Annotated in this window: 19 protein-coding genes and 1 pseudogene; 9 read left to right on the top strand and 11 right to left on the bottom strand. The window is 71.1% G+C overall.

Annotation, left to right across the window (positions count from 1 at the left end; translation table 11 throughout):
* The first annotated feature begins 35 nt into the window (after window positions 1-35).
* Window positions 36-1,061, top strand: a complete 1,026-nt coding sequence (locus tag ACIO9J_RS09125) for a glycoside hydrolase family 6 protein (protein WP_401994888.1) — start codon at window positions 36-38, stop codon at window positions 1,059-1,061.
* A gap of 12 nt (window positions 1,062-1,073) precedes the next feature.
* Here the strand turns inward: ACIO9J_RS09125 and ACIO9J_RS09120 are convergent, their stop codons facing one another.
* The 7 genes and pseudogenes from ACIO9J_RS09120 to ACIO9J_RS09090 form a co-directional block, all read right to left on the bottom strand.
* Complete coding sequence (locus ACIO9J_RS09120; RefSeq protein ID WP_401994887.1) at window positions 1,074-3,038, bottom strand: galactose oxidase-like domain-containing protein; 1,965 nt, start codon at window positions 3,036-3,038, stop codon at window positions 1,074-1,076.
* A 3-nt stretch (window positions 3,039-3,041) separates the two neighbouring features.
* Window positions 3,042-4,838, bottom strand: a complete 1,797-nt coding sequence (locus ACIO9J_RS09115; RefSeq protein ID WP_401994885.1) for a glycosyltransferase family 2 protein — start codon at window positions 4,836-4,838, stop codon at window positions 3,042-3,044.
* A gap of 492 nt (window positions 4,839-5,330) precedes the next feature.
* Window positions 5,331-5,984, bottom strand: coding sequence for a TetR/AcrR family transcriptional regulator (locus ACIO9J_RS09110; protein WP_401994883.1), 654 nt, complete (start codon window positions 5,982-5,984; stop codon window positions 5,331-5,333).
* A complete protein-coding gene (locus ACIO9J_RS09105; RefSeq protein WP_401994880.1) occupies window positions 5,981-6,673 on the bottom strand; it encodes a DUF4166 domain-containing protein in 693 nt (230 codons plus the stop codon). The genes ACIO9J_RS09110 and ACIO9J_RS09105 overlap by 4 nt, the downstream gene beginning before the upstream one ends.
* Window positions 6,674-6,861: 188 nt before the next feature.
* A pseudogene (locus tag ACIO9J_RS09100) lies at window positions 6,862-7,539 on the bottom strand (hypothetical protein); the annotation flags it as partial.
* 273 nt (window positions 7,540-7,812) lie between these two features.
* Window positions 7,813-8,106 carry an MTH1187 family thiamine-binding protein gene (locus ACIO9J_RS09095; RefSeq protein WP_055549079.1) on the bottom strand — a complete coding sequence of 98 codons (294 nt, stop codon included), beginning with the start codon at window positions 8,104-8,106 and terminating at the stop codon, window positions 7,813-7,815.
* Entirely contained in the window at window positions 8,103-8,447 is a 345-nt protein-coding gene (locus ACIO9J_RS09090) for a DUF3817 domain-containing protein (RefSeq protein WP_401994877.1), read from the bottom strand. Before ACIO9J_RS09090 ends, ACIO9J_RS09095 begins: the two co-directional genes overlap by 4 nt.
* 168 nt (window positions 8,448-8,615) lie before the next feature.
* Here ACIO9J_RS09090 and ACIO9J_RS09085 point away from each other — a divergent pair, with 168 nt between their 5' ends.
* From ACIO9J_RS09085 to ACIO9J_RS09070, 4 genes are all read left to right on the top strand, one after another.
* Window positions 8,616-9,254, top strand: coding sequence for an AIM24 family protein (locus tag ACIO9J_RS09085; RefSeq protein ID WP_079043623.1), 639 nt, complete (start codon window positions 8,616-8,618; stop codon window positions 9,252-9,254).
* A 1-nt stretch (window position 9,255) separates the two neighbouring features.
* A complete protein-coding gene (locus ACIO9J_RS09080) occupies window positions 9,256-9,906 on the top strand; it encodes an AIM24 family protein (RefSeq protein ID WP_401994874.1) in 651 nt (216 codons plus the stop codon).
* Between the two features lie 47 nt (window positions 9,907-9,953).
* Complete coding sequence (locus ACIO9J_RS09075) at window positions 9,954-10,709, top strand: AIM24 family protein (protein ID WP_401995929.1); 756 nt, start codon at window positions 9,954-9,956, stop codon at window positions 10,707-10,709.
* A 118-nt stretch (window positions 10,710-10,827) separates the two neighbouring features.
* Window positions 10,828-11,304 (top strand): MarR family winged helix-turn-helix transcriptional regulator, encoded by a 477-nt coding sequence (locus tag ACIO9J_RS09070; RefSeq protein WP_401994871.1) that lies wholly within the window; start codon window positions 10,828-10,830, stop codon window positions 11,302-11,304.
* A 91-nt stretch (window positions 11,305-11,395) separates the two neighbouring features.
* Here ACIO9J_RS09070 and ACIO9J_RS09065 read toward each other — a convergent pair whose 3' ends face one another.
* Together ACIO9J_RS09065 and ACIO9J_RS09060 are read right to left on the bottom strand one after the other, a co-directional pair.
* Complete coding sequence (locus tag ACIO9J_RS09065) at window positions 11,396-12,910, bottom strand: ATP-binding protein (protein ID WP_401994868.1); 1,515 nt, start codon at window positions 12,908-12,910, stop codon at window positions 11,396-11,398.
* Window positions 12,907-13,572, bottom strand: a complete 666-nt coding sequence (locus ACIO9J_RS09060) for a response regulator transcription factor (RefSeq protein ID WP_401994865.1) — start codon at window positions 13,570-13,572, stop codon at window positions 12,907-12,909. Before ACIO9J_RS09060 ends, ACIO9J_RS09065 begins: the two co-directional genes overlap by 4 nt.
* 152 nt (window positions 13,573-13,724) lie before the next feature.
* Between ACIO9J_RS09060 and ACIO9J_RS09055 the strand changes: the two genes are divergently transcribed.
* Window positions 13,725-14,417: a PepSY domain-containing protein gene (locus ACIO9J_RS09055; RefSeq protein WP_401994862.1), complete on the top strand. Its 693-nt coding sequence runs from the start codon at window positions 13,725-13,727 to the stop codon at window positions 14,415-14,417.
* Window positions 14,418-14,494: 77 nt separating this feature from the next.
* On the opposite strand, the gene meaB is transcribed toward ACIO9J_RS09055, so the two are convergent.
* Both meaB and ACIO9J_RS09045 read right to left on the bottom strand, forming a co-directional pair.
* A complete protein-coding gene (gene meaB, locus ACIO9J_RS09050; protein ID WP_401994859.1) occupies window positions 14,495-15,451 on the bottom strand; it encodes a methylmalonyl Co-A mutase-associated GTPase MeaB in 957 nt (318 codons plus the stop codon).
* 45 nt (window positions 15,452-15,496) lie between these two features.
* Window positions 15,497-16,699: an acetyl-CoA C-acetyltransferase gene (locus ACIO9J_RS09045; protein ID WP_401994856.1), complete on the bottom strand. Its 1,203-nt coding sequence runs from the start codon at window positions 16,697-16,699 to the stop codon at window positions 15,497-15,499.
* 137 nt (window positions 16,700-16,836) lie between these two features.
* Here ACIO9J_RS09045 and mce point away from each other — a divergent pair, with 137 nt between their 5' ends.
* From mce to ACIO9J_RS09030, 3 genes are all read left to right on the top strand, one after another.
* Window positions 16,837-17,277 carry a methylmalonyl-CoA epimerase gene (gene mce / locus ACIO9J_RS09040; RefSeq protein WP_401994853.1) on the top strand — a complete coding sequence of 147 codons (441 nt, stop codon included), beginning with the start codon at window positions 16,837-16,839 and terminating at the stop codon, window positions 17,275-17,277.
* Window positions 17,278-17,524: 247 nt separating this feature from the next.
* Complete coding sequence (gene scy / locus ACIO9J_RS09035; protein WP_401994850.1) at window positions 17,525-21,496, top strand: polarized growth protein Scy; 3,972 nt, start codon at window positions 17,525-17,527, stop codon at window positions 21,494-21,496.
* A 183-nt stretch (window positions 21,497-21,679) separates the two neighbouring features.
* Window positions 21,680-22,615: a cellulose-binding protein gene (locus tag ACIO9J_RS09030; RefSeq protein WP_401994844.1), complete on the top strand. Its 936-nt coding sequence runs from the start codon at window positions 21,680-21,682 to the stop codon at window positions 22,613-22,615.
* The last annotated feature ends 21 nt before the right edge of the window (window positions 22,616-22,636 follow it).

Here is a 22,636-nt window from a genome sequence, read left to right as displayed (position 1 = left end):
GTCACGTCGTCGCCACCGTCGCCCAAGGGGGCTGGATGCACCGGCTGCTCCGCACATTCACGGCACTCGCCGCGCTGACCGCCCTCGGACTGACGGCGGGCTGCTCGTCGGACTCCGGGTCAGGACCGCAGGAGGCGTCCGCCGTGCGCGGCCCCGCCACCGACGGCACCCCGGCGCCCGGCGGCGCCTTCTGGGTCGACCCGGACAGCGCCGCCGCCCGGCAGGTCAAGCAGTGGCAGGCGCAGGGCCGCGACCGGGACGCGGAGGTGCTCAAGCGGATCTCCGAGCAGCCGGTGGCCGTCTGGCCCGCGGGGGACGACCCGGCGCCGGACATCAAGGAGGCGACCGGGGGCGCGGCCGCCGGGGGCCGCACGGCGGTCCTCGTCGCCTACAACATCCCGCACCGCGACTGCGGCCAGCACTCGGCGGGCGGCGCGGGCAGCGCCGACTACTACCGGAGCTGGGTGAACGCCTTCGCCGACGCGATCGGCACCTCGCCCGCCGTGGTCGTCCTCGAACCGGACGCGATCCCGCACATCGTGGACGGCTGCACCCCCGCCGAGTACCACGCCGACCGTTTCTCGCTGCTCTCCGAGGCCATCGAGCGGCTCAAGCGGCAGCCGAAGGTGAAGGTCTATCTGGACGCGGGCAACCCCGGCTGGATCTCCGACGCGCGCAAGCTCACCGGGCCGCTGCGCAAGGCGGGCATCGAGCGGGCCGACGGGTTCTCGCTGAACGTCTCCAACTTCCAGGACGACGAGACGACGAAGGCGTACGGCAAGGCTCTCTCGGCCACCGTCGGCGGCAAGCACTTCGTGATGGACACCAGCCGCAACGGCAAGGGGCCCCTCGCGGGCGACCGCCAGGACGCCTGGTGCAACCCGCCGGGCCGGGGCCTTGGCACCCCGCCCACCGACCGCACCGGCGATCCCCTGCTCGACGCCGTCCTGTGGATCAAGCGCCCCGGCGACTCGGACGGGCCGTGCCGGGGCGGCCCGGCCGCCGGGCAGTGGTGGCCGGACTACGCCCTCGGCCTCGCGCGGAACGCCAAGGAGGCGTGAGGGCCGGATCCCTCAACTCTCGCCCACATGCACCCACTTCGCCTCGGACGACGTCCCGCCCGTGTCCGTGACGAAGAGCATGTACCAGCCCGGCGGCACCAGCGCCGCGTCGTTCCTCGGTACGTCCACGGTCACCTCGCCCTTGCCCTTGCTGACGTCGAGGGCGATCGAGCGCTGCTCCACGTCCGTCGTGTGCGTCACCGCGCTCGGGCGCATCAGCCGTGCCGAGGCGATCTTGTCGGGGTGGGCGGTGCGGAACGTGGCGCGGCCGTCGGCGGGCAGCTGCTCGGGGCCCTCGCCGAGCACCGGGCGGTCCTTTCCGTTCCGGTGCAGCGCGGGCGGGGTGAAGATCTCCATGCGCTGCTCGAAGTGGCCCAGCTTGGTGTTCTGTTCGTTGTCGTAGAGCGGGTCGGAGCCGAACGTGGCGACCCGCCCGTCGGGCAGCAGCAGCGCCTCCGAGTGGTAGTTGCGGCCCACCTTGGGTGAGGCGGCCTCGCGGAAGGCGTTGGTCCTGGGGTCGTAGAACTGCGCCTTGAGGATGTTGCTGGCGCTGCGACCCCGGTAGTCCGCCGAGCCGTTGGACGTGAACACCGAGTCGTCCGGCATCAGCACGCTGTTCAAGTACCGGGTGCCCTGCGGGAGTTCGGGTCCCGTCTTGAAGGACGGGTCGTCCTCCTTGAGGTCGATCACCGCCGTGCGGCGCGTCGCCTTCTCGGACTCGCCGACCCCACCGCCGCCCATGATCATCACCTTCTGGTCCTGCGCGGGCGGCAGCAGCACGGACGCGGACGTCTCGGTCTGGTCCATGTCGTCGAGGCCGGGGACCTTCTCGAACGTGTTCGTCTCCAGATCCCACAGGCCCGGCTCACGGCCCTTGTCTGCGGGGCCGTACCCCGCGTTGGACGCCGGGTAGAAGAGCTTTCCGCCCTTGGTGAGGAAGAGCGCGGGGTAGGTCGGGAAGTACCGCTTGGGCCCGTCCGACCACTTCTTCGTCTTCGGGTCGTAGATCTCGTTGTCGCCCGGGTCGATGACGCCCACGTCGTCGAGTCCGGAGACCGCGAGGACCTTGCCGTCCTCCAGCCCCACCAGCGTCGGGTACCAGCGGGCCTTGTCCATCGGGTCCACCGGGACGTACTTCTCGGCCTTCGGGTCGAACTCGTACGCCGCCTTGATCCCCTGGAAGTCCTGCTTCTCCATGTCGATCTTCTCGGCGATGCCGTACGCGTTGTCCGCGTCCTCGCCGGCCAGGCCCTCGATCTCGTACTGCGCCGACTTCTCCGTCACCGCCTGCCTGCCCGGCTCCTTCGCCTCGACGAAGACCCGCGTCTCGCTCGCCTTGACCTTCGTCTTCCAGGGCTGCATCACACCGGCCTTGGAGTACGAGATCTCGAAGTCCCGCTTGGCCTTGGGGACTTCGACGTCGAACTTGCTGACGTACTCGATGCCGGAGGGCGAGCGGAACGTGGTGCCCTTCTTGATGCGCACCGTCTTGTCCGGGCTCTCGTTCTTCACCCGCATGCCGCCGCCCGCGCGCTCCACCTCGCCGTCGAGCAGCTCGTAGCGCGCGGTGCCGCCCGCCACCAGGAGCCGCCCGTCAGGGAGTTGGGCGTGACCGGAGCAGAAGAAGTCCTCCGGCGTCTCGACCTTCTTGAACGTGTCGCTCTTCGGGTCCCACAGGATCGTGTCGAACGATCCCGCGTCGAACTTCTTCTGCTCGTTGCCCGAGCCCGCCACGATCAGCACCTTGCCGGTGTGCAGGAGCGCCGCGTGGATGGCGTTGGTGCGGAACTCCTCCGGAATGCCGACCTGTTTCCACGACCCGTACTTCTTCTTGTAGCCGGGCTGGGCGATCTTGTACTCGTAGTACTGCTCCTCGGCGAAGGAGAGCGCGGCGGGAGCGTTCAGTCCGACGAGCAGCGCGCCCGCGCCGACTCCGATGAGCGTCTTCTTGGTGCGCTTCGAGGGCCGGTAGGCCATGGGTCAGTTCCCTCCTGTCGTCGTACCGGTGGCGAACGCCGGCTCCGGCTCGCCCTCCGCTTCGGCTCCCGGTGCGGCGGCCCGCCGCACCGCCGCCTTGCGCGCCCTGCGCTCCTTGACCGTCGTGCAGGTCCAGATCGTCACCGGGGCCAGCGAGATGATCATCGCGAGCACCGCCCACGTACGCATCGCCACATGGGTGTGGTCGAGCACGAAGGAGGCGACGAGCGAACTGGCGAGCACCGCGGCCCAGAAGAGGTGGATGCGGAACGTCAGCAGGCGGTCGGGGCTCGCGTCGCCGCCCTTGGGCGTGACCACGAAGCGGCTGGGGCGGCGCAGGACGGCCGCGCCGAGGGACTTGGCGTAGATCGGCGCGGAGAGCGCCGACATCCCCATGCCCGCGAGGCCGCCCGAGCCCTCCGGCTCGTGCGGGGACACGTTGTGCCTGCGGTTCCACAGGTAGAGGCCGATCTGGAGCGCGGCCGCGTCACTGTAGAGCATCAGCCAGACCGATGCCGCGACCTGCGTCCCACTCGCCCCGAACCACAGGAAGAGCACGCAACTGAGCACGCCAAGCAGCCAGTTGACCGCTGTCATCGGGTAGTACACGAGCATCAGCGAGTACGAGAAGAGGCGGCCGGGCGGCATCGTGAACGGTGCCTTCCAGTACTGCTTGAACAGCGTCTCGTAGGTACCGCGCGACCAGCGCATCTGCTGGGTGAAGAAGTCCGTCCAGGACGCCGGGCCCTCGCCGACGGCCAGCACGTCCGGGGTGTACACCGAGCGCCAGTGCTTCTTGGTGAGCGGGTTGCGGCGGCGGTGCAGCTCGAATCCGGTCGCCATGTCCTCGGTGATCGAGTCGTACAGGCCGCCGATCTGGGTCAGCGCGCTGATGCGTACGACGTTGTTCGTGCCGACGAACATGGGGGCGCGGTAGCGGTTGCCCGCGCGCTGGATCAGCGCGTGGAAGAGGAACTGCTGGGACTCGGCGGCCTTGGTGACCGGCGACTCGTAGTTCCCGTAGACCTGCGGTCCGACGACGAACGCGATGTCCGGGTCGCGGAAGTAACCCATCATCCGCTCCAGGAAGTTGGGGAGCGGGACGTGGTCCGTGTCGACCGAGGCGAAGAACTCGTAGTCGGCGTGGTGCATCGCGAGCCACGCGTTGTAGTTGCCGTGCTTGGTGCGGGCCTTGTGCGGGCCCTTCTTGCGGTTCCACTCCGGTACGCCGTGGCGGGTGAAGTGGTGCACGCCGAGCTCCTCGCAGAGCGCCTTGGCCTCGGCGTCGTCGCCCTCGTCCAGGAGCCATACGTCCAGGGGGCCCGTGTGGTGTATCCGCACGGCGCCCTCCAGGGTGGCGCGGACCATGGACAGCGGTTCCTTGCCGGGGACGTACGTGGTGAGGAAGGCGACGCGGGTGCCTTCCTCGGGGACGACGGGGATCGGGTCCCTCGCCACCATCGTCGCGTGCGCGATCGATACGACGTTGACCAGCATGAACAGCTCGATCAGGCCGATCGCCACGAGCATCGTGATGTCGAGGCCGATCAGCCAGCGGTCGCCGCCCTCGCGTTCGGTCCAGTGGGTGGGCCAGACGAGATACACGAGCAGGAGGCCGGTGAGCACCGGGGCCAGCGTCATCAGGAGGACGGCCCGTATTCGGTGCGGCTCGCGGGCGAGGAGCTTGCGGTACTGGACCCGATAGCCGCCGCCGTCCTTGGCTCCGCCGGCCGACGGCTCGGTGAGCGGGCCGGCGAGCGTGCTGTGGGTGTCGTAGTCGTAGCCCTCCGGCTGCCGCACAGCGCCCTCCAGGTTCTGGTGATCGAACTAGCCGATACCCACACAAAAGGGGAGTTTCCCCGGCGTGTCGAACCGGGTACGCCCGTGCGAGCGGTTTTAGGGTGGGCGGTTTGGGTGGGGTTGCGGTGGGGGGCGGCTTGTGCGGTTCGGGGTTCGCCGGTGCGCCTTGGGGCGGCGTGTGGGGCGTCGCCTTCGGCCGGTGTCGTGGGGCGGGGCCGCGGCGGTATGTCCGTCCTCGCTATCCCGGTGAGCCGTCGTGGTCATGCACCTCTGGGCGTGGCCACCAGTGCTCCGGGCAGACATACCGCCGCGTCCCCTCGGGTCTCGCTCGCGGCTGCGGCACGGTGCGGTCCCCCGCTGTGGGCAGGCGTTCCGCAGGGCGGAACGGGTGGGCACAGCCCCCGTCGCTGAGGGGCCGTTACGGGGGCAGGTGGGTGATGCCGGTGGACGCCATGCCGAGGGGAAGGACGGGGGCAGCCGCACCGGAGCCGGTCAAGGGCGCGTTCGGCGCAGGCCGTGGCGGAGTGCTCGCTGGGCCAGCGGTCCCAGGTCCTCGATCACCGAGACCAGCGTGCCGAGTTGCTCCAGGGACGCCAACGCCCGCTCCGTACCGGCCGGATCGACCCCTTCGTACAGCTCCATGCCCACGAACGACGCCGCCACCGCCCGGGAGAGCCCGACCGGATCCGCGAACTCCCCCAGCGGGGACGCCGAAAGCACCCGGGTAAGCACCTTCTCGATCTCCTCGATCCAGAGGCCCAGCCCCGCAGCCGTCGCGGCAGCGAGCCTCGGCTGGGTCTGGGACCCGGCGAGCAGCTGGCCCAGGACCGCGACGTGCCCGGCCGCCCGCTCCTCCTCGTGCATCTCCCGCCCGAAGGCGAGGAGTTCGGAGAGGGAGGAGATTCCGGCGAGCCGCTCCCGGTAGCGCGTCACCCGCTGCTCCGTACCGTGCCTGCACGCCGCGGACAGCAACTCGTCGACGGAGCCGAAGTGGTAGAAGACCAGCGCCTGGTTGACCCCCGCCGCCGCCGCGATCGTCCGCGCCGACGTCTTGGCGATGCCCTGTTCGGTGAGCGTGCGCAGCGCGCCTTCCAGGAGCTTGGTCCGGGTCTCCTGGCCCTTGGCCGCGTCCTTCGCGGGTGTCACGCGCGCGCCTCCTCGCGCACCGGGCGCAGCCCGGGACGTACTCCGCAGGAGCGGACGTCCGCGTACGTCGCCTCGAAGGAACCCTCGTACCCGAAGAGCGGCCCGAAGTGCCGGTTCACCACCCGCACCTGGATGCGGAAGCGCCCCGTCGCGTCGTCGTAGGACTCCCGCACCTCCGCGTCGCCGCCGATGAGGCCGGGTACGCGGCAGTCCACCGGCCCCTCGCGGAAGCGGTGCTCCCCGGAGCGGATCAGGAGCGAGCCGTCGGGCTCGGCCTCGAAGTGCAGGTCGCTGGCGAGGTGCTGGTGCGTGCCGAGGTAGTCGAGCACGCGGTCGCCCTGGGGGCTCAGGACCATCTGGGCGTCGAAGCGGCGGGGGCCGCCTGGCAGGTCGAAGGTGCGCACGAAGGTCACCGTCTCACGTCCGTACGTGTCGGCGTACGGCACGTTCTCGATGACGAAGGGCACGTTCCTGCCCTGGCGCGGTACGAGGATGTTGCGCGTGCCGCCGACCGCGAGGAACGGCTTCACGAAGCCCCTGCCGTGCCAGATGCGGTCCATCACGCCCCGGCCCGTGCACGCCTCACCACTGTCCAGGCCGACGGAGAAACGCCGCTGGAGCTGCGGGTGCAGTCGCTCGAAGTCCGCGCCGAGCACCGTCCTGAAGATCGACTCGGATCGTCGCTTCACAGCTGCTGCTCCTTGACCGTGTAAGGGGCGCGGGGAGTCGCGCGGGCGACCCCCGCGAACCCGCACCCGCCGAGAGCCCCGCCGCGGGCGGCGCGGCCGCGGCTCCGCGCGGGCCGGGCGCGCAACTCCTCCCGCCCCGTGCGGGGCCGCGGCGACTGCTCCGGCTGCCGCTGCTCCGCGTACGGGGCGAGAGTGGTGAGAAGACGCGGCGCACGCGCGCGTTCCGGTGGGGTGCGCAGGCAGCGGCGGGCCGCGGGGGTCGTCGGCAGGGGCGGCAGCATCAGCATCAGGGCCGCCGTCGCGATGGCCGTCAGCGGGGCCAGGAGGACGGCCGCCACCACGCACAGGACGCGGACGGCGACCTCCGCGACGCCGTGCAGGAGCGCGCGTTCGGGGGTGATGCCCCGCTCCAGCCAGAGCCGGAGGCGGTCGAAGGACCAGGCCGTCGCCCAGCCCATCAGCGGGCGGAAGACCGCGCGGTCGGCGATCTTGCCGAAGCGGCCCCAGCGCGGGCGGTAGTCGTAGCCGGTGACGAAGCGGACGCCGTCGTCGGTCGGCACGTAGCGCCAGTAGCCGCTGCCCTCTTCGAGGAGGGAGAGCGGGTGCGGCGACGCGAAGCGCAGGGCGGAGGTCCGGGTGCCGTCGGGGCGGCGCTTCTCCCCCGCGGAGATCCCGGTGCCGGCGACGGCCAGGAAGGGCAGCACGCGCGTGGCGTACCGGAAGTGCTGCGGCTCGCCCTCCTGGCGCGGCAGGTAGGTGATCTCGGTGAAGCGCAGGTCCCAGCGCTGGTGCCGGTCGGGCTCCTGGGTGCGGGCCCACAGGTCGTCGAGATCGGCGCGTATGCGTGCCTCGATGTACAGGCTCACGGTAAACCCCCACGTCAGCGCGTTCTTGAGCGAGTGCTCAAGTCTTCTTCCACGGAAGGTACAGGCGTTTGAGCAGTCGCTCAAGTCGGCAGGCACAAGAAAGCCCCCGCCCGGAGGCGGGGGCTTCACAACTTCATCAGGGCTTCGCGCAGGCGCGCGTGGGCCCCGTCAGGGGCGGGGGGAACTGCGCGACCAGCCACACGGAACCGGCAGACGGAAGCCGAGGCGCAGGCACAGGCAGAGGCACGGGCACAGGCGCAGCACCGGGGAACGCTACGCGGACAAGTGCCGCTCCACCGTCTCCACCTTGGACGTGAGGCCGTCCGTCACGCCGGGGCGGATGTCCGCCTTCATCACGACCGAGACGCGGGGCGCGCGCTCCTCCACGACGGCGACGGCGCGCTTGATCACGTCCATCACCTCGTCCCACTCCCCCTCGACGGAGGTGAACATCGCGTCGGTCCTGTTCGGCAGACCGGACTCGCGGACCACGCGGACCGCGTCGGCGACGTACTCGCCGACGTCGTCACCGACTCCGAGCGGGGTGACGGAAAAGGCGACGATCATGCGCCCACGACTCCCTCACGGCGGGCGCGCGAGGCGATCACCGCGGCCTCGGCCTCCCGCTTGAGCTTGCGCTCGGCGAAGAAGCCGCCGGCCGGCAGGACGGAGAGCACGAAGTAGAGGGCGCCGGTCTTCAGGTCCCACTTGGTGCGGTTCCAGGCGTCCAGCCAGAACAGCACGTAGAGGACGAAGAGCACGCCGTGGATCATGCCCATGGCCGGCACGGCGTTGAACTCCGTGGTCCGCTTCAGCACCGAGCAGATGAGCAGCAGCAGGAAGGACACGGCCTCGGGGGCCGAGACCAGGCGGAGGCGGCGGAGTGCGGAAGCGGTCTTGATGTCCACGGATCACCTTCGGGTGGGTGGGCGGCGGGAGGGGGCGGACGCACGGCGCGCGCCGATCTTGTGAACGCGCGCACAAGCGACCCCCATTGTGACATCGGGGTGTTCTCGGGGTTCGCTCAGGGCCCTTCACCCTGTTCTGGGCGGGTACGGGGCGGCTACCGTCGATTCGTGGCTACGTTCCGGCTCCAGGGGAGCAGAGTGCTCGCGGTCGACATGACCGGCGACGCCGTAAAGGCGAAGAACGGCTCGATGGTCGCGTACGACGGCCAGATGGCCTTCAAGAAGATGACCGGCGGAGGCGAGGGCATACGGGGCATGGTGACCCGTCGCGTCACCGGCGAGCAGATGACGGTGATGGAGGTGAAGGGGCACGGCACGTGCTGGTTCGCCGACCGTGCCACCGAGATCAATCTCGTACAGCTGCGGGGCGAGAAGCTCTACGTGGAGGCGAGCAATCTGCTCTGCACCGACGCCGGGCTGCGCACGGGCACGAGCTTCACCGGGCTGCGCGGCGCGACCCAGGGCAACGGACTGTTCACGACGACCGTCGAGGGCAGCGGGCAGGCCGCGATCATCTCCGACGGACCCGCGGTGGTCCTGCGCGTCTCACAGCAGTACCCGCTGACGGTCGACCCGGGGGCGTACATCGCGCACCAGGGGAACCTCCACCAGAGCTTCCAGTCCGGCGTCACCTTCCGCACCTTCATGGGCGAGGGCGGCGGCGAGGCCTTCCAGATCCGCTTCGAGGGCGACGGCCTGGTCTATGTACAGCCCAGTGAGCGGGCGACGATCGCGGGGGACGTCTGACATGCCCTTCCAGGAGATCAACTCGAAGATGATCGAGGCCACCGTGCAGCCGGGGGCCAAGATCTTCAGCCAGCGCGGCGCCATGCTCGCCTACAAGGGGGACGTCTCCTTCACCCCCAACATCCAGGGCGGGCAGGGCGGCCTGATGTCCATGATCGGACGCCGGGTGGCCAACGAGGCGACGCCCCTGATGACCGTCGAGGGCAGCGGCACGGTCCTCTTCGGGCACGGCGGCCATCACATCCAGGTGATCGGCCTCTCCGGAGACACCCTCTACGTGGAGGCGGACCGCCTGCTCGCCTTCGACGGCACCCTCCAGCAGGGCACGATGTTCATGGGCTCGCAGGGCGGCGTCATGGGCATGGTCCGCGGCCAGGTCAGCGGTCAGGGCCTGTTCACCACCACCCTGAAGGGACACGGCGCGGTCGCCGTCATGGCACACGGCGGGGTCATCGAGGTCCCCATCACCCCCCAGCGCCCGGTCCACGTCGACCCGCAGGCGTACGTGGCACACCACGGTGACGTACGCAACAAGCTGTCCACGGCGCTCGGTTGGCGCGACATGGTGGGCCGCGGCTCCGGCGAGGCGTTCCAGCTGGAGCTGTCGGGCAGCGGCGCGGTGTACGTCCAGGCCTCGGAGGAGAAGCTGTGAACCCGAACGTCTCGACCCCGGCGGGCGCTCCCGCCGTCTTCGACCCGATGACGCTGCCGACCGACGACAACGTGAATGCCTACACCTTCTGCGTGGAGCTCAAGGGGAGCCAGTGGTTCCTGCAGAAGGGAAAGATGATCGCCTACTACGGGCGGATCGATTTCAACGGCATCGGGCACGGCCGTCTCGACCGTCTGGTCCGGACCAGCTTTCATTCGCCGCTGCACGCGAGCGACTGGGTCGTGGCGGAGGGCCAGGGCAAGATGCTCCTAGCCGACCGGGCCTTCGACGTGAATTCGTACGACCTCGAAGAGGGCAACCTGACCATTCGCTCCGGCAACCTCCTCGCTTTTCAGCCAACTCTCGCGCTGAAGCAGTCGATCGTTCCGGGCTTTCTGACGCTGATCGGGACGGGCAAGTTCGTCGCCGCCTCGAACGGCCCCGTGGTCTTCATGGAGCCGCCGATCCGGGTGGATCCACAGGCGCTGGTGGGCTGGGCCGACTGTCCTTCACCGTGCCACCACTACGACCACGGGTACCTCACGGGCGTCATCGGAGGCGTGCGGGCACTGACCGGCATCGGCGGAACCTCCGGAGAGGAGCACCAGTTCGAGTTCGTGGGCGCGGGCACCGTGCTGCTCCAGTCGACCGAGGCCCTGATGCCGGAGCAGGCCGCCGGTGAGGTGCCGCACCAGGCGGGCGTGCCGGGCGGACGGGGCACTCCGGGTCAACCGGGACAGCAGTCGGGCGCACCGCGTCTTCCCGGACAACTGGGGGACCTCCAGCGTCGCTTCGGGCTGTGAGCGGTAGTCTGCGGAGTGTGACGGCGAACGCCTGTGCGCCTCCGTGAGCCAGGGGGTGCGAGGCGCGTCACATCCCACCATTCGTTCACCTTTCAACTTCTTAGGTAGAATCGATTCCATGGAGACCGAGACGGCCCCGCAGTGGCTGACCGACGAGGAACAGCGCGCTTGGCGCACCCACGTGGAGGTCAACAGGATGCTGACCTATCAGCTCGAAAAGGACCTTCAGCCGTTCAACCTGACCATGAACGACTACGACATCCTCGTACACCTCTCCGAGTCCGATGATTTGCGGATGCGTATGAGCGATCTCGCCGCCGCCACTTTGCAGTCCAAGAGCCGCCTGTCCCACCAGATCACCCGCATGGAGAACGCGGGCCTGGTGCGCAGGGAGAACTGCGAGTCCGACCGGCGCGGCCTCTACACCGTCCTCACCGAGGAGGGCATGGAGACCATGCAGAAGGTGGCACCGCACCACGTCGCATCCGTGCGGCGGCACTTCGTCGACCTCGTCTCACCCGAGGCGCTCGGCGATCTGCGCAAGGCCCTGACCCCGATCGCGGAACATTTGCGGGGACAGCGCGGCAAACCCTGACGCGCATCCCGCGCGGCGCCCACCGGCGCCCGCACACCGCGCGCATCCCGCGCGTCGTGCGCGCCTTCCCGCCCGGCAGCGACAGCACCCCTCACTCCGCCGACGACTGAGGGAGCGGCAGCCGGAGCTCGAAGAGCGCACCGCCCGACGGCGCCTCCCGCACCACGAGGGCGCCGCCGTGCCGCACCGCCACGTCCCGTGCGATCGCGAGGCCGAGCCCGGCCCCGCCGTCGTCCCTGCTGCGTGCGTCGTCCAGGCGTACGAAGCGTTCGAAGATCCGCTCGCGCTCGCCCACCGGCACGCCGCTCCCGTCGTCGGACACCTCCAGGACCGCCCAGGCACCCTCGGTCCTGGTGGTGACCGTGATCCGGGAGTGCGCGTGCCGCTGTGCGTTGTTCAGGAGGTTGCCGAGCACCCGCGCCAGCTGACCGCGCGATCCGGTGACTTCGAGGCTCGTGAGGTCCGTGCGCACGTCGACGCGGTCCCGGGTGCGCTGCGAGAGCTCCTCGCGGACGAACGCGGCGAGCTCGACCCGCGCGCCGCCCGGCTTCTCCCCCGCGTCGAGACGGGCGAGGAGCAGCAGATCGGCGGCGAGCTCCTGGAGCCGCACGGTGTCCTCGACCGCGCCGTCGACGTCCAGCAACTCCGGGTGCGCGGCGCCCACTTCGAGCTGGGTGCGCAGCGAGGCGATGGGGCTGCGCAGCTCGTGGGAGGCGTCCGCCACGAAGCGGCGCTGGCGCTCCACGGAGGTCTGCAGGGCCGTGAGCGTCTCGTTCGTGGTGCGGGCCAGCCTGGCGATCTCGTCGTGCGTGTCCGGCTCGGGGACCCGGCGCCCCAGGTCCTGCGACGCGGTGATGGCGGACATCTCCCCCGTGATGGCGGCCACCGGGCGCAGCGCGCGGCGCGTCACCAGCCAGGTGGTGCCCGCGACGACGGCGAGCAGCAGCGGGAAGCCGACCAGCATGGAGGTCAACGCCGTGGACACGGCGCTCCGTTCGTCGGAGAGCGAGCCACCGGCGTAGACCTTCAGGTCGCCCTTGGACTCCGTGCCCACCTCGACGGCGGCGAAGCGGTAGTCGGCGCTCTCGCCGTCGACGGTGGCGGATCCGTCGCTGTACTCGGTGTCGTCGGAGATCTCGGCGTCGTCGGAACCCGACCCTGAGTCGGAGCCCGACTCGGAATCGGAATCGGACCCCGACTCGGAGTCGGCGGCGGAGTCGCCGCCCTTCCCCTTCCCCTCGCGCTCTCCCTCGTCGTCGTCGCCCGACGGCTTCCCGGCCGCGGACCCCGGCTTCACCTCGTCCGACCCCGTGCCGCTGATCCGCTCCAGATCCTCGCTGGCCGCCACCAACCGGCCGTTCTCGTCCACGATTTGGACCGGACTGTCCTCACCGTCGGGCAGGTCGAGATCGGCGTACGGACGCCCCGAGACGATCTGCGAGGCGACCTCGCGGGCGGCGGAGGCGGCCCGCGAATCCGCCTGCCCCGTGAGGTTGACGCGTAGCGAGATCAGTACGGCCGCGCCCGCCGCGACCAGCGCGAGCGCGACGACGAGACTGGCGCCGAGCGTGGCCCTGGCCCGCACCGAGCCGAAGAGCCGCCTCATCGCGGGGCCTCAAGACGGTAGCCCGCGCCGCGCACGGTCTTGATGAGGGTGGCGCCCAGCTTGCGGCGCAGCGTGCTGATGTACACCTCGACGATGTTGGGATCGCCCTCGTACGCGAAGTCCCAGACGTGCTCCAGGATGTCGCCCTTGGAGACCACCTCGCCGGCCCGCAGCACCAGCTGCTCAAGGACCGCGAACTCCTTGGTGGTGAGGGTGATTTCGTCCTCGCCGCGGAAGACGCGGCGCGCCGCCGTGTCGACCTTGAGCTCCCCCAGCGTGTGCACCGGCGAAGGGCCACCGCCACCGCGGCGGCGAAGGAGCGCCTTCACCCGGGCCACCAGCACGACGTACGAGAACGGCTTGGTGAGGTAGTCGTCGGCGCCCGTGTCCAGGCCCTCCGCCTCGTCGTACTCGCCGTCCTTCGCGGTGAGCATCAGGATCGGTACGTCGTGGCCCGCGGCGCGCAGCGTGGAACAGATCCGGTAGCCGTTCATGCCGGGCAGCATGATGTCGAGGACGACCAGGTCGTACGTTCCCTCGCTCGCGCGGTGCAGCCCGTCGATGCCGTCGTGGACGACGTCGACGGCGTAACCCTCGGCCGTCAGGCCCTTGGCCAGGGACAACGCGAGGCGCTTTTCGTCTTCCACGATCAACAGGCGCATGCGTTCAGGGTGGCAGAGCGAACCTGAAGAGTTCTTCAGGCGGCTTCAGGCTGGGTTCAGGGTCGCTCCGCCAGATTGGTCCTCGTCGAAAGCGAACGGCAGCGGCTCACCGGCCGCCGCCGCACCGCCCACCGTCTCGGGAGGAACCCCTCATGAAGCGCAACATCGTCATCGCCACCGTCGCCGCGGCCGCCCTGGTCGCCGGAGGCACCGCCACCGCCCTCGCGGTCACCGGCGACGACGGGCCGACGGCCGCCCAGCGCTCCAGCGTCCAGGTCAAGGACGACGACCGCGGGGACACGGTGGAGAACACCACCGAGGCCAAGGCCGCGAAGGTCACGGCCGCGGACGCCATCAAGGCGGCCCTCGCGGACACCCCGGGCACCGCGGTCTCCGCCGAGCTCGACGACGAGGACGGCGGCCTGGTCTGGGGCGTCGACGTCCTGAAGGGCAGCACCTGGCACAACGTCGAGGTCGACCCGGGCACCGGCAAGGTCCTCGGCTCCTGGGTCGACAAGGACGACGACGGTGACGACGCCGCCGAGACCGCCCGGGTGAACTCCGCGCTCAAGGGCGCCTCCACCAGCGCCGCGGACGCCGCGCGGGCCGCGGCCGCCAAGGGCACCGTGACCTCCGTGGACCTGGACGACGACGGCTCGGCCGGCGCCTGGGAGGTCGAGACGACGGACGCCAAGGGCGCCGAGGCCGACTGGCACGTCGGTCTGAAGGGCGACAAGGTCACGGCCGACCGCTCGGACCGCCACGACGACGACCGCCACGACGGCCGGGGCGACCACGACGACCGTGACGGCCAGGACCACGACGACGACGGCTCCGACGACTGAGGCAGCCCGGACAACCACCCCCGTCCCCACCGAGGCGGCGTCACCGACGCCGCCTCCGGCGCGTGCTCAGCCAGACGTCATCCCGACGTCAACCCGGCGACCAGCTCGTCAGCCGCCGCATAGGGGTCCAGCTCGCCCGCCACGATGCGCTCCGCGAGCGCGGACAGGCGGCGGTCGCCGTGCAGCGAGCCGATCCGTTCGCGCAGCGCGGTGACCGCGATGGCCTCCACCTCGCGCGCGGCCCGCGCCGCGCGCCGCTCCGCGAGGACGCCCCGCTCCTCCATCCAGGCCCGGTGCTTCTCCAGCGCCTCGACGACCTCGTCGATGCCCTCGGCGCGCGCCGCGACCGTCTTCACGATGGGCGGCCGCCAGTCGCCGGGGCCGCGGGACTCGCCGAGCCCGAGCATGTGGTTCAGCTCGCGCGCGGTCGCGTCGGCGCCGTCGCGGTCGGCCTTGTTGACGACGTAGACGTCGCCGATCTCCAGGATTCCGGCCTTCGCGGCCTGGATGCCGTCGCCCATGCCGGGCGCCAGCAGCACCACCGACGTGTCGGCCTGCGAGGCGATCTCCACCTCGGACTGCCCGACGCCGACGGTCTCGACGAGGATCACGTCGCAGCCCGCCGCGTCGAGGACCCGGATGGCCTGCGGCGCGGCCCAGGCGAGCCCGCCGAGGTGACCGCGGGTGGCCATCGAGCGGATGTAGACGCCGGGGTCGGAGGCGTGGTCCGACATCCGCACCCGGTCGCCGAGGAGCGCGCCCCCGGAGAACGGCGACGACGGGTCGACGGCGAGCACGCCGACCCGCTTGCCGGTCCGCCGGTAGGCGCTCACCATCGCCGACGTCGATGTCGACTTACCGACTCCGGGAGATCCGGTGAGACCCACCACGTACGCGTGCCCGGCCAGCGGAGCCAGCGCGGCCATCACCTCGCGCAGCTGCGGGGACGCCCCCTCCACCAGGGAGATCAGCCGGGCCACGGCCCGCGGCCTGCCCTCGCGGGCCTGCGCCACCAGGGAGGGGACGTCCTGCATGAAACAGCTCCGTTCGCTACGTACGGGACACGGTCGGCCGGGGGTTCAGCTCTTCGCCACCTTGACGATCAGCGCGTCGCCCTGGCCACCGCCGCCGCACAGCGCGGCCGCGCCCACGCCGCCGCCGCGCCGCTTCAGTTCGAGGGCGAGGTGCAGCACGACCCGGGCGCCGGACATCCCGATCGGGTGACCCAGGGCAATGGCCCCGCCGTTGACGTTCACCTTTTCCGAGGACACCCCGAGGTCCTTCATTGACTGCACCGCGACGGCGGCGAAGGCCTCGTTGATCTCGATGAGGTCGAGGTCGCCGACCGAGAGGCCCTCCTTCTTGAGGGCGTGCTGGATGGCGTTGGAGGGCTGCGACTGGAGCGAGTTGTCCGGGCCCGCGACGTTGCCGTGCGCGCCGATCTCGGCGATCCAGTCGAGGCCGAGCTCCTCGGCCTTGGCCTTGGACATCACCACGACGGCCGCGGCGCCGTCGGAGATCTGCGAGGCCGTGCCCGCGGTGATCGTGCCGTCCTTGGCGAAGGCGGGACGCAGCTTGCCGAGCGACTCGGTGGTCGTCTCGGCGCGGATGCCCTCGTCCTTGCTGAAGAGGACCGGGTCGCCCTTGCGCTGCGGGATCTCGACCGGGGTGATCTCGGCCTCGAAGATGCCGTTCTTCTGCGCGGCGGCGGCCCGCTGGTGCGACGCCGCGGCGATCTCGTCCTGCTCGGGGCGGGCGATGCCGAGGCGGGTGTTGTGCTTCTCCGTCGACTCACCCATCGCGACGCCGTCGAACGAGTCGGTCAGACCGTCGTACGCCATGGAGTCGAGCATCTCGATGGCGCCGTACTTGTAGCCCTCGCGGGACTTGGGGAGCAGGTGCGGGGCGTTGGTCATGGACTCCTGGCCGCCGGCCACCACCACGTCGAACTCACCGGCGCGGATCAGCTGGTCGGCGAGCGCGATGGCGTCGAGGCCCGAGAGGCACACCTTGTTCACCGTGAGTGCCGGGACGTTCATCGGGATGCCCGCCTTGACCGCGGCCTGTCGCGCCGGGATCTGCCCCGCCCCGGCCTGGAGCACCTGGCCCATGATCACGTACTGCACCTGGTCGCCGCCGATGCCGGCCCGGTCGAGCGCGGCCTTGATGGCGAATCCGCCCAGGTCGGCGCCGGAGAAGGACTTCAGGGAGCCGAGCAGGCGGCCCATGGGCGTGCGCGCGCCCGCGACGATCACTGAGGTGGTACCGGTCGTTCCAGACATGTGCCACGGCCCCTTGGGGAGGAGAAGTTAACGAGGGTTTATCTGAATGTACTGAGCGGTACCCCGTGCGTCATCGGGCGACGAGTGTGATCGCGCGCACGTTGCGTAATCACCGAATGAAGCGCTGCACTTGCACCATGCTGACGCGAATCGATCACATCGGGATCGCCTGTTTCGACCTCGACAAGACCGTCGAGTTCTACCGCGCGACATACGGATTCGAGGTGTTCCACACCGAGGTCAACGAGGAGCAGGGCGTACGCGAGGCCATGCTCAAGATCAACGAGACGAGCGACGGCGGCGCCTCCTACCTGCAACTGCTCGAACCGACCCGCGACGACTCCGCGGTGGGCAAGTGGCTGGCCAAGAACGGCGAGGGCGTGCACCACATCGCCTTCGGCACCGCGGACGTCGACGGGGACGCCGCGGCCGTCAAGGACAAGGGCGTACGCGTCCTCTACGACGAGCCCCGCATCGGTTCCATGGGGTCGCGCATCACCTTCCTGCACCCCAAGGACTGCCACGGCGTTCTGACGGAACTTGTCACTTCCGCGCCTTCCGAGTCACCGGAGCACTGACCTCCGTATATCTGGGCCGGTAGGGTTGGGCACGGCCGCCCGCACTCTGGGCGGTCACGTGCCGGGGTCCGGGTTTCGGGGGACGAGCGTCGGGGCAGCAGCCCATGCTCCGCTGTTGATCTGACACCATTCCCCCGGGGGCCCCGTTCGGCGGATGGACGGGGCTCGTTGGAGAGAATTGCGACCAGGAGTGGGGCGTCCCCTGCTCGAGCGCAGCCAAGAGCTCGGGGAAGGATGGGACCGCGCAGTGCGGGGCTACGAACGCCAGGAGAACTCGCGGGCTGAGACCGACAGTCTTTCGCGGTTCGAGGCCGAGATGGACCGGCTGAAGACCGAGCGGGAGAAGGCCGTCCAGCACGCCGAGGACCTCGGCTACCAGGTGGAGGTGTTGCGCGCCAAGCTGCACGAGGCGCGCCGCAACCTCGCGTCCCGCCCTGCCTACGACAGCGCGGACATCGGCTACCAGGCGGAGCAGCTGCTCCGCAACGCCCAGATCCAGGCCGAGCAGCTGCGCGCGGATGCCGAGCGCGAGCTGCGGGACGCCAGGGCGCAGACCCAGCGCATCCTCCAGGAGCACGCCGAGCAGCAGGCCAGGCTCCAGTCGGAGCTGCACACCGAGGCCGTGACGCGGCGCCAGCAGCTCGACCAGGAGCTGAACGAGCGCCGGCAGACCGTCGAGTCGCACGTCAACGAGAACGTGGCCTGGGCCGAGCAGCTGCGCGCCCGCACCGAGCAGCAGGCCCGCAGGCTGCTGGACGAGTCGCGCGCCGAGGCCGACCAGTCCCTGGCCGCCGCCCGCGCCGAGGCCGAGCGCGTCGCCGAGGAGGCCCGCCAGCGCCTGGCGAGCGACGCCGAGTCGGCCCGCGCCGAGGCCGAGGCGACCCTGCGCCGCGCCCGCACCGACGCCGAGCGCCTCCTGAACGCCGCCTCCACGCAGGCGCAGGAGGCCACCGACCACGCCGAGCAGTTGCGCTCCAGCACGGCCACCGAGTCCGAGCAGGCGCGCCGGCAGGCCGCCGAGGCGGGCCGGGCCGCCGAGCAGCGCATGACGCAGGCCGACGCGGCGCTGCGCGAGGCGCGCGCCGAGGCCGAGAAGGTCCTCGCCGAGGCCAAGGACACCGCGGCCAAGCAGCTCTCGTCGGCGGAGGCCGCCAACGAGCAGCGCACCCGCACCGCCAAGGAGCAGGTCGCCCGCCTGGTCGGCGAGGCCACCAAGGAGGCCGAGGCCACCAGGACCGAGGCCGAGCAGCTGGTCGCCGACGCCCGCGCGGACGCCGAGAAGCTGATCGCGGAAGCCTCCGAGAAGGCGCGCACGATCACCGCCGAGGAGACCGCGGGCCAGCTCGCGAAGGCCGCGCGGACCGCCGAGGAGGTGCTCGACAAGGCGTCCAAGGACGCCAAGGAGACCACCAAGACCGCCACCGAGGAGGCCGAGCGGATCCGCTCGGAGGCCGAGGCCGAGGCGGACCGGCTGCGCAGCCAGGCGCACGACATCGCCGAGGAGCTCAAGGGCGCGGCGAAGGACGACACCAAGGAGTACCGCGCCAAGACCGTCGAGCTCCAGGAGGAGGCGCGCAGGCTGCGCGGCGAGGCCGAGCAGCTGCGGGCCGAGGCCGTCGAGGAGGGCGAGCGGATCCGCTCGGAGGCCCGCCGCGAGGCCGTCCAGCAGATCGAGGAGGCGGCCAGGTCCGCCGAGGAGCTCCTCGCCAAGGCGAAGGTGGACGCGGACGAGCTGAAGTCGGCCGCCACCACCGAGAGCGAGCGGGTCCGCACCGAGGCCATCGAGCGCGCCACGTCGCTGCGCAAGCAGGCCGAGGAGACCCTGGAGCGCACCCGCGCCGAGGCCGAGCGGCACCGCGAGGAGGCCGCCGAGCAGGCCGAGACCACCAGGTCGGAGGCCGAGGACGCCGCGCGCGAGCTGCGCGAGGAGACCGAGCGGGCCATAGCGGCACGCCAGGCCGAGGCCGCCGACGAGCTGGCCAGGCTGCACACGGAGGCCGAGGAGCGTCTGGCCGCCGCCGAGCAGGCGCTGACCGACGCCCGCGCGGAGGCCGAGCGCATCCGCAAGGAGGCCACCGAGGAGACCGACCGGCTGCGTACGGAGTCCGCCGAGCGGATCCGCACCCTCCAGGCGCAGGCCGAGACCGAGGCCGAGCGGCTGCGCACGGAGGCCGCGGCCGACGCGTCGCAGGCCCGCGCGGAGGGCGAGAACGTCGCCGTACGGCTGCGTTCGGAGGCCGCCGCCGAGGCCGAGCGGCTCAAGACCGAGGCGCAGGAGTCCGCGGACCGGGTGCGCGCGGAGGCCGCTGCGGCCGCCGAGCGCGTCGGCGCGGAGGCCGCCGAGGCCCTGTCCGCCGCCCAGGAGGAGGCGACGCGCCGCCGCCGCGAGGCCGAGGAGACGCTCAACTCCGCGCGCGGGGAAGCCGATCAGGAGCGCGAGCGGGCCCGCGAGCAGAGCGAGGAACTCCTCGCCTCCGCCCGCAAGCGCGTCGAGGAGGCCCAGGCCGAGGCCATCCGCCTCGTCGAGGAGGCCGACCGCCGCGCCACCGAGATGGTCTCGGCCGCCGAGCAGCACGCCCAGTCCGTACGGGACTCCGTGGCGGGTCTGCACGAGACGGCGCAGGAGGAGGTCGCGGGCCTGCGCTCGGCCGCCGAGCACGCCGCGGAGCGCACGAAGACCGAGGCGCAGGAGGAGGCGGACCGCGTCCGCTCCGACGCGTACGCCGAGCGGGAGCGCGCCACCGAGGACGCCAACCGCACCCGGCGCGAGGCGACGGAGTCCTCCGAGGCCGCCAAGTCCCTCGCGGAGCGCACGGTTGCGGAGGCCATCGCGGAGGCCGAGCGGATGCGCTCGGACGCCTCCGAGCACGCCCAGCGGGTGCGCACCGAGGCCTCGGACACCATCGCGTCGGCCGAGCAGGACGCCTCGCGCACCCGTGCCGACGCCCGCGAGGACGCCAACCGCATCCGCAGCGACGCGGCGGGCCAGGCCGACCAGTTGATCGGCGAGGCGCGCAGCGAGGCGGAGCGCCTGGAGAACGAGACGATCGCGGAGGCCGAGCGGGTCCGCACCGAGGCGATCGAGCAGGCCGAGCGGCTGCGCACGGAATCCACCGAGCAGGCCGAGCTCCTCAAGAGCGAGACGGCCACCGAGGCCGAGCGGGTGCGCGCGGACTCCGTGGCGAAGGCCGAGAAGCTCATCTCGGACGCGTCGGGCGACGCCGAGCGGCTGCGCGCCGAGGCGTCCGAGACGGTCAACTCCGCGCAGCAGCACGCCGAGCGGATCCGCAGCGACTCCGAGCGCGTCAAGGCCGACGCGGCGCGGGAGGCCGAGCAGGTCACCTCGCAGGCGCGCGAGGAGGCCGAGCGGACCCTCGACGAGGCCCGCAGGGCCGCCAACAAGCGCCGTCAGGAAGCCGCCGAGCAGGTCGACACGCTCATCACGGAAGCCGCGGCCGAGGCCGAGAAGCTGGCGAGCGACTCCCAGGAGAAGGCGCTCAAGGCGACGACGGACGCGGAGGCGCAGGCCGACACGATGGTCGGCGCGGCCCGCACCGAGGCCGACCGTCTGGTCTCCGAGGCGACGGTCGAGGGCAACTCGCTGGTGGAGAAGGCCCGTACGGACGCGGACGAGCTCCTGGTCGGGGCGCGCCGCGACGCGACCGCCATAAGGGAGCGCTCCGAGGAGCAGCGCGACCGCCTCACCGCCGAGATCGAGGAGCTGCACGAGCGTGCGCGCCGCGAGTCCGCCGAGGCGATGAAGTCCGCGGGCGAGCGCTGCGACGCGTTGGTCAAGGCCGCGGAGGAGCAGCTCGCCGAGGCCCAGGCGAAGGCCAAGGAGACGGTGTCGGACGCCGACTCCGAGGCGGGCAAGGTCCGTATCGCCGCGGTCAAGAAGGCGGAGGCGCTCCTCAAGGAGGCCGAGACGAAGAAGACTTCGCTGGTGAGCGAGGCCGAGCGGATCAAGGCGGAGGCGGAGGCCGAGGCGACGCGTATGGTCGAGGAGGGCAAGCGCGAGCTGGAGGTGCTGGTGCGCCGCCGCGAGGACATCAATGCGGAGATTTCCCGTGTCCAGGACGTGCTGGAGGCGTTGGAGTCTTTCGAGGCCCCGACCGGCGGCGCGAAGACTGCGGCCAACAGCAGCTCCGCTACGGGCGGCGTCAAGGCAGGGGCAGCGGCGGGGTCGACTCGTTCGGGTGGCAAGTCGTCAGAGGGCTAGCCAATGAGTCATCTTCCGTGCTCGGCAAGGACCTTCGGCCCTGTCGCTGGCAAGTGCTCCGGCGGTTAGCCACTCAAAAGGGGTGTCATTCTCCAGATCAAACGGGCATCCGCTCGATGACACGCCGCTTGGACCCCTAGGATTCCCTCTATCACCTCACCGGTCTCATTCGACAGGAACCCCATGAGCGACACTTCCCCCTACGGCTTCGAGCTTGTGCGGCGTGGGTACGACCGCGCTCAGGTGGACGAACGTATCTCCAAGCTCGTCTCCGACCGTGACAGCGCTCTTGCCCGTATCACTGCTCTGGAAAAGCGCATCGAGGAACTGCACCTCGAGACGCAGAACGCCCAGGCCCAGGTTGCCGACGCAGAGCCGTCGTACGCCGGTCTCGGTGCCCGCGTCGAGAAGATCCTCCGCCTCGCCGAGGAGGAGGCCAAGGACCTGCGCGAGGAGGCCCGGCGCGCCGCCGAGCAGCACCGCGAGCTTGCCGAGTCCGCCGCCCAGCAGGTGCGCAACGACGCGGAGTCGTTCGCGTCCGAGCGCAAGTCCAAGGCCGAGGACGAGGGCGTCCGGATCGTCGAGAAGGCCAAGGGCGAGGCGAACGCGCTGCGCGCCGAGGCGCAGAAGGACGCGCAGTCCAAGCGCGAGGAGGCGGACGCCCTCTTCGAGGAGACCCGCGCCAAGGCCGCGCAGGCCGCCGCGGACTTCGAGACGAACCTCGCCAAGCGCCGCGAGCAGTCCGAGCGTGACCTGGCGTCGCGTCAGGCCAAGGCCGAGAAGCGCCTCGCGGAGATCGAGCACCGCGCCGAGCAGCTCCGCCTGGAGGCCGAGAAGCTCCGCACGGACGCCGAGCGTCGCGCCCGTCAGACGGTGGAGACGGCGCAGCGTCAGGCCGAGGACATCGTCGCGGACGCGAACGCCAAGGCGGACCGCATCCGCTCGGAATCCGAGCGGGAGCTGGCGGCGCTCACCAACCGCCGCGACAGCATCAACGCGCAGCTCACCAACGTGCGCGAGATGCTGGCGACGCTCACCGGTGCGGCGGTGGCCGCGGCCGGGACGCCCGTCGAGGACGAGCCGATCAGCCGCGGGGTGCCTGCGCAGCAGACTCGCTGAGGCCCTGGGGGGATCTGCCGG

The sequence above is a fragment of the Streptomyces sp. NPDC087300 genome, assembly GCF_044744425.1.
Lineage (GTDB): Bacteria > Actinomycetota > Actinomycetes > Streptomycetales > Streptomycetaceae > Streptomyces.
This window is presented reverse-complemented; position numbering and strand designations above follow the sequence as displayed.

Coding starts and splice junctions, on each gene's coding strand:
- ACIO9J_RS09125 (WP_401994888.1), top strand. CDS start 36: ATGCACCGGCTGCTCCGCACATTCACGGCACTCGCCGCGCTGACCGCC.
- ACIO9J_RS09120 (WP_401994887.1), bottom strand. CDS start 3,038: ATGGCCTACCGGCCCTCGAAGCGCACCAAGAAGACGCTCATCGGAGTC.
- ACIO9J_RS09095 (WP_055549079.1), bottom strand. CDS start 8,106: ATGATCGTCGCCTTTTCCGTCACCCCGCTCGGAGTCGGTGACGACGTC.
- ACIO9J_RS09080 (WP_401994874.1), top strand. CDS start 9,256: ATGCCCTTCCAGGAGATCAACTCGAAGATGATCGAGGCCACCGTGCAG.
- ACIO9J_RS09075 (WP_401995929.1), top strand. CDS start 9,954: ATGACGCTGCCGACCGACGACAACGTGAATGCCTACACCTTCTGCGTG.
- ACIO9J_RS09070 (WP_401994871.1), top strand. CDS start 10,828: ATGGAGACCGAGACGGCCCCGCAGTGGCTGACCGACGAGGAACAGCGC.
- ACIO9J_RS09065 (WP_401994868.1), bottom strand. CDS start 12,910: ATGAGGCGGCTCTTCGGCTCGGTGCGGGCCAGGGCCACGCTCGGCGCC.
- ACIO9J_RS09060 (WP_401994865.1), bottom strand. CDS start 13,572: ATGCGCCTGTTGATCGTGGAAGACGAAAAGCGCCTCGCGTTGTCCCTG.
- ACIO9J_RS09055 (WP_401994862.1), top strand. CDS start 13,725: ATGAAGCGCAACATCGTCATCGCCACCGTCGCCGCGGCCGCCCTGGTC.
- meaB (WP_401994859.1), bottom strand. CDS start 15,451: ATGCAGGACGTCCCCTCCCTGGTGGCGCAGGCCCGCGAGGGCAGGCCG.
- ACIO9J_RS09045 (WP_401994856.1), bottom strand. CDS start 16,699: ATGTCTGGAACGACCGGTACCACCTCAGTGATCGTCGCGGGCGCGCGC.
- mce (WP_401994853.1), top strand. CDS start 16,837: ATGCTGACGCGAATCGATCACATCGGGATCGCCTGTTTCGACCTCGAC.
- ACIO9J_RS09030 (WP_401994844.1), top strand. CDS start 21,680: ATGAGCGACACTTCCCCCTACGGCTTCGAGCTTGTGCGGCGTGGGTAC.